The sequence below is a fragment of the Solibacillus sp. FSL W7-1436 genome (genome assembly GCF_038007305.1).
GTDB lineage: Bacteria > Bacillota > Bacilli > Bacillales_A > Planococcaceae > Solibacillus.
On the sequence record NZ_JBBOWV010000001.1, the window covers coordinates 883,433 to 896,019 of the forward strand.

The 12,587-nt window shown below is 38.8% G+C and carries 13 protein-coding genes; 3 read left to right on the forward strand and 10 right to left on the reverse strand.

Annotated features, from left to right (window positions below):
- Nucleotides 1-7 precede the first annotated feature (7 nt).
- From MKX73_RS04495 to MKX73_RS04510, 4 genes are all read right to left on the reverse strand, one after another.
- A complete protein-coding gene (locus MKX73_RS04495; protein WP_340716467.1) occupies nt 8-832 on the reverse strand; it encodes a carbohydrate ABC transporter permease in 825 nt (274 codons plus the stop codon).
- Nucleotides 833-847: 15 nt separating this feature from the next.
- Nucleotides 848-1,741, reverse strand: a complete 894-nt coding sequence (locus MKX73_RS04500) for a carbohydrate ABC transporter permease (protein ID WP_340716468.1) — start codon at nt 1,739-1,741, stop codon at nt 848-850.
- Between the two features lie 71 nt (nt 1,742-1,812).
- Nucleotides 1,813-3,216, reverse strand: a complete 1,404-nt coding sequence (locus MKX73_RS04505) for an extracellular solute-binding protein (RefSeq protein ID WP_340716469.1) — start codon at nt 3,214-3,216, stop codon at nt 1,813-1,815.
- A gap of 57 nt (nt 3,217-3,273) precedes the next feature.
- Nucleotides 3,274-4,119 carry a MurR/RpiR family transcriptional regulator gene (locus MKX73_RS04510; protein ID WP_340716470.1) on the reverse strand — a complete coding sequence of 282 codons (846 nt, stop codon included), beginning with the start codon at nt 4,117-4,119 and terminating at the stop codon, nt 3,274-3,276.
- A 211-nt stretch (nt 4,120-4,330) separates the two neighbouring features.
- On the opposite strand from MKX73_RS04510, the gene MKX73_RS04515 reads away from it, so the two are divergent.
- Nucleotides 4,331-4,906 (forward strand): metallophosphoesterase family protein, encoded by a 576-nt coding sequence (locus tag MKX73_RS04515; protein WP_340716471.1) that lies wholly within the window; start codon nt 4,331-4,333, stop codon nt 4,904-4,906.
- A 59-nt stretch (nt 4,907-4,965) separates the two neighbouring features.
- On the opposite strand, the gene MKX73_RS04520 is transcribed toward MKX73_RS04515, so the two are convergent.
- The 4 genes from MKX73_RS04520 to MKX73_RS04535 form a co-directional block, all read right to left on the reverse strand.
- Nucleotides 4,966-6,296 (reverse strand): IS3 family transposase gene (locus MKX73_RS04520; RefSeq protein ID WP_340716208.1). Its coding sequence is split into 2 segments (ribosomal slippage): nt 4,966-5,912 and nt 5,912-6,296, totalling 1,332 coding nucleotides; the frame shifts between segments, so codons are not numbered across the junction.
- A gap of 134 nt (nt 6,297-6,430) precedes the next feature.
- Complete coding sequence (locus MKX73_RS04525; RefSeq protein ID WP_340716472.1) at nt 6,431-7,330, reverse strand: radical SAM/SPASM domain-containing protein; 900 nt, start codon at nt 7,328-7,330, stop codon at nt 6,431-6,433.
- Between the two features lie 148 nt (nt 7,331-7,478).
- Complete coding sequence (locus MKX73_RS04530; protein WP_340716473.1) at nt 7,479-7,976, reverse strand: YehS family protein; 498 nt, start codon at nt 7,974-7,976, stop codon at nt 7,479-7,481.
- A 159-nt stretch (nt 7,977-8,135) separates the two neighbouring features.
- Entirely contained in the window at nt 8,136-9,623 is a 1,488-nt protein-coding gene (locus tag MKX73_RS04535; RefSeq protein ID WP_340716474.1) for a class I adenylate-forming enzyme family protein, read from the reverse strand.
- Between the two features lie 287 nt (nt 9,624-9,910).
- Between MKX73_RS04535 and MKX73_RS04540 the strand changes: the two genes are divergently transcribed.
- Nucleotides 9,911-10,147 (forward strand): DUF1540 domain-containing protein, encoded by a 237-nt coding sequence (locus tag MKX73_RS04540; protein ID WP_340716475.1) that lies wholly within the window; start codon nt 9,911-9,913, stop codon nt 10,145-10,147.
- A gap of 56 nt (nt 10,148-10,203) precedes the next feature.
- Here the strand turns inward: MKX73_RS04540 and MKX73_RS04545 are convergent, their stop codons facing one another.
- Nucleotides 10,204-10,443, reverse strand: a complete 240-nt coding sequence (locus MKX73_RS04545; RefSeq protein WP_340718946.1) for a hypothetical protein — start codon at nt 10,441-10,443, stop codon at nt 10,204-10,206.
- A gap of 68 nt (nt 10,444-10,511) precedes the next feature.
- Nucleotides 10,512-11,768, reverse strand: coding sequence for an MFS transporter (locus tag MKX73_RS04550; protein ID WP_340716476.1), 1,257 nt, complete (start codon nt 11,766-11,768; stop codon nt 10,512-10,514).
- 301 nt (nt 11,769-12,069) lie between these two features.
- Here MKX73_RS04550 and MKX73_RS04555 point away from each other — a divergent pair, with 301 nt between their 5' ends.
- Complete coding sequence (locus MKX73_RS04555; RefSeq protein WP_445783304.1) at nt 12,070-12,576, forward strand: DUF3298 domain-containing protein; 507 nt, start codon at nt 12,070-12,072, stop codon at nt 12,574-12,576.
- Nucleotides 12,577-12,587 lie beyond the last annotated feature (11 nt).

A 12,587-nucleotide genomic window follows, 5' to 3' on the forward strand; every position in this document is an offset into this window, starting at 1 on the left:
TCCCCTCCTATTTGATTGCACCTTCTGTCATACCTTTTACGATATGGCGTTGGAAAATCGAATAGAAAATAATTACCGGAATAACTGCAATACATAATCCCGCAAATAGTACACCCCATGCACTATCGTATTGCGCGTCTATTTTCAGTAAATTCATCGCAACACCTAACGTATTTTTACTTTCTGTTTGCAGTAAAATTAGCGCCATGAAAAATTCATTCCAATAGGAAATGGCATTCAAGATTGTAACTGTCATAATCCCTGACTTGATGAGTGGTGTCACAATTTTAAACAGAATTCCATATGGACTCATACCATCAACGACCGCTGCTTCCTCCAGCTCTTTAGGAATATTCCCTATGAAACCTACTAGAATGAAGATTGTAAACGGTACATGTGAAATGGCATAAACAAGAGATAATGCCCACAAGTTATCCAGTAAATTAAACTTCATTAATAAGAAAAATAGAGGAATCCAACCTAAAACGGATGGAATCATCATTGACGCCAGATAAACATTCACTAGCACCTCACCAAATTTCGAACGGACACGCTCCAGTGCATACGCTGTTGGAATTGATAACAGGAGTGTTAAAAACGAGCCAAGTACCGTTACAAAGAAACTGTTTAAAAATGCGCGCCCGATATTGTAGTCATTCCATGCACGTTCAAAATTTGTAAAACTGAAATCAGTCGGCAAGGACCAAGGTGATGTGAAGATTTCTGCATTCGATTTAAACGCACCCATAAACATCCATATCAATGGGAAAATTACGATAAACGCCCATAGGATTAACGGGATACGTACTAAAATTTGTGAAACGACTTTCATCTAAATTCCCCCCCGTTAATACTCGACTTTTTCTTTTTTCAATATAAATTGTGAAATGAGAACAGTAATGAGCGATACGACCAAAATCAGAACTCCAATCGCTGCACCATAGCCAAATTGGAAGTCTTCAAATGCGCGCTGGTATAAATACGAGCCCATTACTTCTGAAGCACTTCCCGGTCCACCACCTGTCATTACTTGCACAAGTACAAACGAACCGTTAAGAGACGTAATAATGATATAAAGGATGGATGTTTTAATTTGCGGCCAAACGAGCGGAACCGTAATATGCCAAAACTGCTGCCATTCGGATGCACCATCAATATCTGCAGCTTCATATAAGCTTTTCGGTACATTGGAAATACCGCCCATAATGAGAAGCATAAACAACCCAATCCCTGCCCAAATTGCGGGAATCGCTATACTAGGGAGTACCCATGTTTTATCACCTAACCAAGGGCGGGCCCACTCTGTCAATCCGACCTGATTTAATAAGCTGTTTACAATCCCCATGTTCGGATCATAAATAAACTGCCATAAAATCCCGATAACTACTACGGACATAATATTCGGGAAGAAAAATACAATCCGGTAAAAGGGCGCTTCTTTAATCTTAAGCTGGGTTAATGCCACCGCAAAAAATAGAGCAAGTGTCATGATCCCAATGATTTTTACAAATACGAAGAAAAAGTCATTTATGATCGCCTTTTTAATAATGGAATCGTTCCATAGACGAATATAATTATCCAAGCCGATAAATGTTTTATTTGCACTTGTTCCGGACCAATCAAAAAATGAGTAATACAAACCGCCTAACATAGGATAAACAGTAAAAATTAAAAAGAGCAGAAAAGTCGGCAGTAAACAAAATGCTAAAAACAAATATTTGCTTTTGGAAGAAAAGGTCATTGTCGTTACTCCTTTCTCTATTGATTAAATAAGGTTGCTAAAAAGCTTTTAGCAACCTCAATTCCCTCACCTTATTTTCTTAGTTCCTCTGCTTTTTTCACCATCTTATCGACGAACTCTTCAGCAGTGATTTCACCAAGTAGGATATCAATGATTAATAATTTGATTTCGTTTGTAATTTCCACTGAAATTTTTTGCACTTCAGCATCTGGTGTATAACGTTTATACGTATGAACAGCACCTGGATTATTAATCATTTCATTAATATTTTTCAGGAAATCCTGAACATTTGTATTCGCTGACAAGTCAACGTCTTTCATGTTCATAATCGCACCAGTTGATTCAGCAAATGCCTGCGCATATTCTTCCGTAAAGATGAATTCTAAAAATGCTTTTGCAGCTTCCGGATTTTTTGCTTTTTCTGCAATTGCAATTGTACGAATGTCCGGCACAAGCGCTAATGGCTGACCAGGATCATTCATCGGTGTTGGTGTGAATCCAAATTCAAAACTGTCCGGCGTATCATTTTTCATTTCATTCGGTAACCAGAATCCTACTGGAATATAAGCATTTTTATGCATTAAGAAGTTCATTTGAGATTGCGTATGATTGTAAGCCGCAAAACCGCTGTCGATTACGCCTGCTTTCGCAATTTTTTCTACCTTCTTCAATACTTCAAGCGTTTCAGGCTTTTTCCAAGCTTCTACTACACCATCGTTTAAGTCATTTAATAACTCTTCGCCACCAGCTGCTGCAAAGGCCGGATTCAATACGCCGCGGTGGAAGTATTGTGTATGTTGACCTGTCGTTACAAATGGAGCAATTTTTGTATCGGCTTTAATTTTTTCCATAGAGCTGATCCAGCTGTCAAAGTCTGTTGGTACTTCCCATCCGTTTTCTTCAAACCACTTCGTGTCATACCAAGTTCCCCAAGTATCGAATACTAATGGTAAACTATAGATTTTCCCGCCATCCACTTCTTCTGCAGGAGAGATAAAGCTGTCTAATAGTGCTGTACCATTTTCAAGTTTAATCCCTTTTGCAAATTCACTAATATCCATTAACTGACCTTCAGCGATCATTTGTGTTTCACTAGCTCCTGCACCATCGATATATACGACATCCGGTGGTGTTTCCGAAATCCAGCGTGTATTCATCTCAGTATTAATATTCGGACCAGCATGTTCCACAATTTCTAAATCCGGGTGCTGTTTTTGGAAGTCCCCTATAACTTGCTTCCACCATCCATCACCATATCCTCCGACAAAATATTGAATTTCCAGTGTGCCTGACAAACCATCTCCTGTACTTTCTGCAGAAGTATTATCCGAAGATGTCGTTGATTGTTCCGTATTGCTGTTTCCTTCAGTGTCGCTGCTTGATTCCTCGTCATTTGAACACGCAACGAGCAATAACATTAAACTCATTAATGCTACTAAAAACCAGGTCTGCTTTCTCTTTTTGATAACAAACATACATTACACCCCTTCTTTTTCATTATGTTAACTATATGAATATAGTCAGCACCAATATTAGCGGGAGAAACCCTTAATTACCTCGAGTGTGCGATTCAGCGCAATAATCGAATTATCATAGTTTAATGTGGCAATTCCTGTATATAAAATATCAATTAATGTCAGTTGGGCGATGCGTGATGCGGTTGCAGAGCTCCGAATATCCGCTTCATTTGAAACGACGTATAGAGCATGGTCTGCAAAGCTTTGTATTGTGTTTCGCTTATTTTGTGTCATTGTAATAATCGTTGCCTGATTCTCTTTTGCAACTGTAAGCGCATTAATAATTTCCTTCGTTTCACCTGAATAGGAGATAGCAAATACAACATCCTCGTTCGTAGCATGTGTTGCGGCAATAAGCTGCCCATGACTATCGAAAATCGTCTCGCAGTTTTTATTGATCCGCTTCAACTTATGTTCGAAATCCTGTGCCACGATTGCTGAAGCTCCGATGCCAATCAAGATGATCTTTCTCGCATCATTAATTTTGTGGATAATCTTTTTCAATTCTCTTTCGCCATTAATCATAAGTGTTCTTTGGATCGCATCGATATTATGCATTTGAATCGTCTGTATCATTTGGAGTATCGTTGAATCTTTTTCTAATTCAAAGTTGTGGTTATGTGGAATTTCCAGAGTAGGTGCTGAAGCAATACTTAGTTTTAAATCTTTGAAACCGGAAAAGTTTAATGCCCTGCACATCCTCACAATTGTTGCTTCGCTTGTTTTAGCTTTTTCAGCCAGTACAGCAATCGGCATGCGAATGACATCATCTAAATGACTTAATATATATAAAGCCACATTTCTTTCGGCAGGTTTAAGCAATTCCATTCCCGAACGTATTCTTTCAATACTATTTTCCAAGTTTATTACCTACTCTCAAGCAAAATGTTGTAAAACTTCCTTTTTAATGTAATATATATGAAATTTAACTACATGATAAAACCTAATTTGCTAGTCGTCAAGATTTTATTTGAATTTTCTGAAAATAAAAGGAAGAAAATGTTTTATTTTATCGATAAATTGACTATTGCTATAATATTGTAGAAATTCAATTATACGGTGGTGAATCTTGATGAAGTACGCAATTTTAAGCGACTTACATTCGCATTATAAAAATACGAAAAAGGTGTTAAGCCATATTCAGCAAGTAGCACCCAATGCAGAGATTATTGGCTTAGGAGATTTGTTTGAGTGTAAAATCGGCAAGAAAAAGGCAAAGATGATTCGTCATGCAAAGCTAAAGGATGCAGCGATAGTCGATGAAAGGTTTATGAGCCTTTTAACATTCCCGTCAATTATCGGGAATCAGGAGGAACGTATTGCCCTTGTAACTGGCGATGAGCGCTTTCTAAAGTATGATAATGCGCTTGTAATTGAACATGCCACTTTAATTCATGGGCACCAAATCGAGTGGGATAAAGCTTTCAATCCTACTTTCCCAAATATCGAAACGCCATTGCTTTTTTTTGGGCATAGTCATGAAGCTGCGATCTATAAAGACGGGCTGCGACATTCTGTTCCATACGATATCCCGCTGGCTGTCGGAAAAAAACAATACCAGATTAATGTCGGTCCTGTCGTAGATAATAAAGAATGGTGTTTATACGACAGCGAAGAAATGACGGTTACATTTATGCAAGCTCAATAGAAAAAGGCTGCCCTGAGGAAAATAAAGTGTACCCTTTGTAAAGGACATTTTGAAAAAGGTTAGGCAACTTGTTGAAGCTGCTGTCTGTACTTTACAGGCGGCAGCTTTTTTAAATTCCACTGACCCCGATAATGATTGTAGTACGTCATATAACTTTTGATTTCTTGCTTTACGTCTTCTAATGTTTCACACTCTTTGATGTATGCCTCATCTTTAAAATGACCAAAGAATGATTCCTGGGGCGCGTTGTCCCAACAGTTGCCTCGACGTGACATCGATTGACCTAAGCCCATTTTCTTTACGAAAGCCTGGAATTGTGGATTTGTATAATGAAATCCTTGATCCGAATGGATAAAGGCATCTTCTGCTAAATGCGTGTGTTTTCTTAATTTCTTCAATGTGTTCAGAGCGATGTCCAAGTGTAAAGAAGACGACACTTCATAAGCGAGAATTTCATTTGTTTCTGCGTCTTTAACCGTAGATAAATAAGCACGTTTGCCATTTCGATACGTCAAATACGTGATGTCTGTTAATAACACTTTCCCAGCGACACCTTGTTTGAAATTTCGTTGTAATTCATTCGCGCAAGTGCGGTGTTCTTTCGTTGCTTTCGCCATACGACGATAAGGATTTGCCTTCCGAATTGGACAGATGATGCCAAATTTTTTCATAATGCGGCGAATACGCTTTAAGTTATAATTGATGCCATAGTGGTTTTGAAGTGTCATTTTAATTTGACGCGCTCCTTTATGACGTCTTCGAAATCGATAAGCTTTTAAAATTTCTTCTTTTACGATTTCATCTGCTTGGTGTTTCATCGTTCTTTTTTGAATTGATTGCTCTTTATAGTAGTTATAATAACCTGAACGTGATACCTCCAACACTTCGCAAAGATAGCTCACCATTCGCTTTAAGTTATATTTTTTAATGGTTTCATGAATTAATTCGAATTTTAATTCTGGTGCGAGTTTTATTTCTTTTTCAACATCTGCCTTTCGAGTAGATCGAGCTTTTTTAGCAGTTCATTTTCCGCTTCTAGTAAACGCATTTTTGCTTCAAGTCGAGTGTATTTTTCTTCTATACTTAATTCTCGTTCAAGAGGACGTCCTGAACTATGTTTTCGCGTATCTTCCAAACCGCTGGCGCCATGTTTTTTATAAGCCGTTCTCCAGCGAGTAGCTGCCTTATGAACACGTGTTATTCCGATTACTTCAACGTCAAATCCTGCTTCCTCAAAAATTTCTCGTGGCAGTTTTCCTGTTTCAGATTGTGCAATAAATAATCGTTTAAATTCATCTGTGTACGTAATCGCTTTATCGCTCACTGCTTTTACATAAGGGTTCATTTTTAATTCTGTTTGTTGGTGAGAGGTTAAAAATTTTTTAGTCATAATTATAGCTCCGAATCGTTTTTTTTCATTATAAACAAAAAGCACCCTATAAGATGACCTTTTTTCAAGTGTCTATCTTATAGGGTACATTTTAAAATCAGGACAGCCTTTTTTTAATCTTTCAATATAACGTACTATAAAACATCCGGCAGCTCGGAATCCATGCCGAATTTTTGGCGGAAGCCGCATTTTTTACACAGCTCTTCAATCGCTTCACGACGAGAAAAACCATCAACTAAGTTTTGTGCACGATCTGTAGTAATAATATCGCCGAATTTCTGATCGTGGACATTTCCTAAATTAATGACACCCTCGCCATCCAAACAGCAAGGAACAACAGAACCATCAACTAAAATCGCTGCATGTGTACGCAATGCATGGCAGAAACCTTTGCCTTCATCCGCTTTTTCAAGCAGGCTCGGCCAGCGGAATTCATGGTCCTGGTTTAAATAAATATTTTTGGCAATCTTTACTCCTGAACCCATTTCCACCCGTTCTTGAATTTCATAGTCCAGCTCATACTCTTTTTCCAGAATCTCTAGTGTTTCGCGGTTTCTGCGGTTTGCCAGCTCCGAAACATTATTGCGCTGCAAATTCCATAGCCGGTAAGAAATAATGACATTATGTTTTCGTACATCCCGTACAAATTCCAAAATATCACCTAAGTACTTTTCGCGGTTTTCAGAACCTTCATGTCCATCAAAACTGTGAAGCGAAAAATTTATCTGTCTAAGTGCAGGCTTGCCCAGCAGCTTTTCACGGTTCTTTTTAATTAATGTCCCGTTTGTCGTAATATTGACTTTAAAGCCTTTTTCATGTGCTACATCGAGTAGCTGCCCGATGCGCGGGTGCAATAAAGGCTCCCCTTTTACATGTAGGTATATATATTTTGTATAGCCGCTAATTTCATCTAAAATATGAGCAAATTGCTCTACCTTTATTAATCCTTTTGCTCGCTCTGTAGGTGGACAAAAGCTGCATGCTAAATTACATACACTTGTAATTTCGATATACACTTTCTTAAAAGTTTTCAACGCTCGTTCACCATTCCTTTTTTTGATCCTAAACAATACTTCTCATTGTAACAAATTTCTTATGTAAAAAGGAAGCTGTCTGTTTGGCTTAATATACAATGAAAATAAAAACCGCCTAGAACATGAAAATTCTAGGCAGTTTGTATTTTTATCCGCGGTACCTTACAGATAGGCCTTTTAGGAACTTACGGGCAAAGTTGTCGCCGCATTCTTTGTAGTTACGGTGACCCGGTTTACGCATAATGGCACCAAGCTCGCCTTTTGATACGGCGATTCCCCCGTCATCAAGCACATCCAGCATCTCTTCAGTCGTGAGCTGGCACGCCACTTTCAGTTTTTTCAGCATCATGTTGTTCACATGGTCCTGCTTTTCCTGCACTGGCGCTGGCTGCCCTTCTTTTTTCGGCATCGGTCCACGCTTATACGTAATCAACCCATTGAAAAATGCTTCCAAGTTTTTATGATTCACTTTCATCTGATCATAATCTGCAGGTGCTTCCTCATCTTTTTCCAAAGACTTCGTTAAAATTTTCGGCATATCCTCCGGTGAAACCGTAATACCGCCTAATTTGAAAATTTCGATCATTTCTCTATTTTTTAAATCCAATGCATAACGTACACGGATTAAAATATCATTATTATCCATAATTGCCTCCATCATGTTTTGCTAACGCCTATTATACCAGACGACAGGGCAGGTTTGTTAGCTGGACTCTTTAGAGGTCCCGTTTTTATAAATGGTTGGAAAATGGTCCATATTTTATTCATGAAAAAAAGCCCCGACAAAAATCGAGGCTACTATATTTTAAATCGTCTGTTTTGGTCTTAACGTATGCTTCAATACTTTGCCCGAAGCATTACGTGGCAGTTGATCGATAAAGTCGACTTCAAACGGAACTTTATATTTTGCAAGCTGTGTCGTGCAATAGTCCAGCACATCCTGCTCCATTAGTTGTTGGCCTTCTTTTAATACAACAAAAGCCTTTGGAACTTCTCCGTACACTTCATGAGGGACCCCTACGACCGCAGCCTCTAAAATCTGAGGCATTTGGTAAAGTACTTCCTCCACTTCAATCGGATAAATATTTTCGCCGCCGCGAATAATCATATCCTTTTTGCGGTCTACAATATATAAATAGCCTTCTTCGTCAAAACGGCCCAAATCTCCGGTATACAGCCACCCATCCTGAATCGACTTTGCTGTTTCTTCGGGTGCGCGCAAATATCCCTTCATTACTTGAGGACCTTTCACGCAAATTTCACCGACTTCCCCTAATGCCACAATTTCACCATTTGCATCACGCAGCTGAATTTCCGTCCGCGCTAACGGTTTGCCTACTGAACCGATTTTAAATAGTGCTGCATCATCCAGCAACGAACTCGCAGCAGGTGAATTTTCTGTTTGCCCATACAAATTCTGAACTTTTACCTTCGGGAATGTATCCTTCAGACGCTTAACAAGCTCATACGGCATCGGTGCAGCCCCATAGCAGAACAGGCGCAGTTGACTGAAATCATAGGACTGCAGCTCCGGTTTGTTCAGTAAAATCGTATACATTGCCGGTACACCAAAGAAAATGGTTGCCTTTGTTTCAACCAGATTTCTCAATGTCTGATCCGGTGAAAACGCTTCTTCTATAAGAACTGCTCCCCCTTTATAAATTGTCGGCACCGCAAATACATGGCTGCCTGCACAGTGGAACAATGGTGTACAAATAAACATGCGGTCCTCATTTGTCATATTCATTGAATCGGACCAGATTTGCGCTGTCTCCAAAATATTCCGGTGACTGAGCATAACCCCTTTTGGTTTTCCGGTCGTTCCGGATGTATACATAACAACGGACGTGTCTTCTGGATCTAACTGCGGCAATACTGGAGAAGCGCTGTTTCCATTAATAATTTCTCTGATTTGCGAAAGTGAAAGGATTTCCTGAAAACCATGTGTTGTCAGATCAATCGTCGCCTGCAGTTTTTCATCATATACTAAGATTTTCGCCTCTGAATGCTTAAATATAAAATCCACTTCAGGAGGAGCCAGCTTTGTATTCACAGGCATTACAGTCAAGCCTGCGAGCTGTACACCATAATAAACAGCCATGAACAAATGGGAGTTGAGTGCAAATTCGGCTACAATATCATCTTTTTGAAAACCTTTTTCAATCAGATAGCCGGCAATTTTCCGAGAGTTATCCAGAAGTTCTTCGTATGACCATACTTCATTTTCAAATTGAATAGCCGTTGCATTCGGTGTCTCCAGTGCTTGGTCAACTAATGCCTGTAAAACTGTCATTTAAAATCCCCCTTAATATAAAAATATCTTAATATTCTAAATTTTAACAATTTTTATCTGCTTAATGCAATATTTTCTGTCGGTTATTTTTTTAGCAACTCATGAAAATTTTAGTATCCGCGAATGGTATGGGTTTATTTTGGATAAGCTAGTTGTCAAATAAAGCTAATTGATCCATTTTATTTGAACATAAAAACATTCAGAGTGGACAAATTAATGATGAAGTTTGAATTAGGCCAATACACGCCTTTTACTTCACAATTGCTAAATCAAAGAGGAGGAAAACTATGCCAGCTTTAGAGGTGAAATGTACTGTATCAGATTGTTTTTTCCATGCAAAGGGGAATTTTTGTGGGGCCGAAAAAATTGAAATCGATATGGAAAGTATAACCAATAAAAAAGAGCGGTCGGAATTTGCTTCTGATTTTGATTTGCAAGCCCCTAAACAAAAAGAAGCCAAGTCTTCCAGCGACACTTGCTGCAAAACATTTATTTGTAAAAAAGATGCAGAAAAGCGTCTCTAAGTAATTTTAAAGAAGCTGTCTAAAAGTATTTAGACAGCTTCCTTTTTATTTACGTTTTAATGCGGACCGTTGCCACCTGTCTGCCCACTGCCAGGCACTTCGTTTACCTTGTAAGTACGGCTGTCGACTTCCAGATTTTCCGTTAAAGGGCGAAGCGGCATTTCATCAGTCGTCTTCACTTCCTGTTCCTTGGCAAGCATAGCGAGCGTTTCATTATACGAAAGACCTGAAGCTGCATTCAGACGCTTTACTTCATCAACATTTGTTCCTGCTTCTGTGAAATTTTTTTCGTTCATTCATACACCTCCTCAACTACTAGGATGTGCGGAGAACAATTGTTTATGTAACTATTGGTTGATCAAATCTATAATGTTTCCGTCACATGCACTTCTTTGTATAACATTATTCCAATTAAGCCGACTAAAGAAAATAGAGCTGGAATAATGAAGCCGTAAAAATAACCGGATTGTAAATTTAATGAGCTTGCCTGGACATAATCCAAAATAGCACCTAAAAAAATGGGCAATAAAACGGCACTTAAAAAGCCTCCTGTGTTCGCAAATCCCGACACAATGCCGGACTCTGTCATGGGGAACGACTGACGTACTGCAGCAAATGTCAATGCACTTGCTCCGTAACCGAAACCGATAAGGAAGAAAAGTACTATGACCCCGAATAAAGATGGATACCCTTGAAATAAAAGAAACATAAACCAGCTTGTAAAAACTGTCGATTGCACAGCAATATAAGGTTTTTTAATCGATTCATACATACTCGCAACCCAGCTCATAAATGGTGCACCAATAATTGCTCCAACTAGACCAACCATAATCAACTGACTTGCTTGGGAGCGGCTCATTTCATAAAGATCCATTCCGTACGGTACTGCCCAGGAGCTGATAAACCCGACATATCCGCCAACTACCCCAAAGTGGCATAAAAATAAAGCCCATGCTTGCCTGCTGGAAAAAACTCTTTTCACAATGCCAGCTGTTTTTTCACGTTGAACAGGCTCTGTTACTACAGGTAAATTTTCCGGAAAAGCCTTTTTTGCATGTTTTATTAAAACCATATATAGCATGATGCCGCATAAGCTTACAAGAAGGCCTAACGAGAAAAATGCTCCTCTCCATCCAAGGAGTCCAATCCAGGCCGAAAATGGAACCGTTGCCAACAAAAACCCTAAGCTGCCTGTCATTCCGGCAAAACCGACTAAACGGACAAATTCCTTCTTATAAAACCATTGGCCTAATATGAGCATCATATTAACCCAAATCGTCGCATCCCCTATTCCGGTAAAAATCCTTGAAATAAATAATACCGATTCATGTGTTCCGACACTGTAAAGAACTGTTCCCACACCTGCAAGGACTGCACCAAAAATCAGAAAAAAATTTGGACCAAAGCGATCCGCCAGAATCCCCATCGGTATTTGCAAACTTGTATAGACAAAAAATTGAACTCCTGTTATTAACCCGATTGTTGTAGCCGTAATATTAAAGTCATGCATCAGCTGATCCGTAATTAATCCAGGGGCTGTACGCTGACTGGCCATCAATAAATACGTAAGCAATACCGAAACAAATACTATCCATCTGTACTTACTATTTTGTTTATCCAATCATCACTACTCCCATAAAAGTTTTCTATAACCATTTGATTTTTTTAATTATCCCTTTAAAATTATTTTGCCTGTTATCTTTTCATGCCAACACTTTCATAAAGTTATCTACCCCACATATAAATAACAGTATGCAGGGTTAGTTGCATATTTTTATTTAAGAAAAAATGATGAAGGAAGTGAAACCATTCTTCAAATTGGTCCAATGCCTGTTAGTACTGTTCGATTAGATTATGGACCGAATCAATTGGTATATTATCCACATGTTACTTACAAGTGGGATCATTCATGGGAAAATGAAATGAATGAGACGATTAAGGAGCAAGTAAAAAAACAGATTGAACAGCAAGTTGGCGAAATGCCGACAACAGTAGAAGAAATGCTGGGATTATACGAAGTAAAAAACAATCAGCGGCAAGTGCTTAGTTTGAGCCTTTCCAATTATACGTATCATCAAAAGGCCGCTCACGGAATGACGACAATTGAATCACTGACATTTGATATAGAAAAAAAGAAGCTATGTACACTCAAGGATTTATTTAAACCGGGCAGCAATTATGTCAGAAGACTTTCTGCTCTTGTCGATATTCAAATACAGGAGCGGGATCTTCCTACATTAGGTGATTTTCCGGGTATAAGTCCGGATCAGGATTTCTATATTGCAGATAAGACACTCGTTATTTATTTTCAGTTATATGAGATTACTCCATATGTTGTAGGTCTGCCGATGTTTCCGATTTCTGTTTTTGATTTGGCAGATATTATCGACGAATCCGGTCCGCTTGGAAGATTGGCGACTAACGGTTAATGATAAGTGAA

Excerpts from the sequence above, each read along its gene's own strand:
- MKX73_RS04545 (WP_340718946.1), bottom strand. The coding sequence starts at position 10,443 with ATGAACGAAAAAAATTTCACAGAAGCAGGAACAAATGTTGATGAAGTA.
- MKX73_RS04515 (WP_340716471.1), top strand. The coding sequence starts at position 4,331 with ATGAAGTACGCAATTTTAAGCGACTTACATTCGCATTATAAAAATACG.
- MKX73_RS04505 (WP_340716469.1), bottom strand. The coding sequence starts at position 3,216 with ATGTTTGTTATCAAAAAGAGAAAGCAGACCTGGTTTTTAGTAGCATTA.
- MKX73_RS04530 (WP_340716473.1), bottom strand. The coding sequence starts at position 7,976 with ATGGATAATAATGATATTTTAATCCGTGTACGTTATGCATTGGATTTA.
- MKX73_RS04540 (WP_340716475.1), top strand. The coding sequence starts at position 9,911 with ATGCCAGCTTTAGAGGTGAAATGTACTGTATCAGATTGTTTTTTCCAT.
- MKX73_RS04495 (WP_340716467.1), bottom strand. The coding sequence starts at position 832 with ATGAAAGTCGTTTCACAAATTTTAGTACGTATCCCGTTAATCCTATGG.
- MKX73_RS04535 (WP_340716474.1), bottom strand. The coding sequence starts at position 9,623 with ATGACAGTTTTACAGGCATTAGTTGACCAAGCACTGGAGACACCGAAT.
- MKX73_RS04500 (WP_340716468.1), bottom strand. The coding sequence starts at position 1,741 with ATGACCTTTTCTTCCAAAAGCAAATATTTGTTTTTAGCATTTTGTTTA.
- MKX73_RS04555 (WP_445783304.1), top strand. The coding sequence starts at position 12,070 with ATGAATGAGACGATTAAGGAGCAAGTAAAAAAACAGATTGAACAGCAA.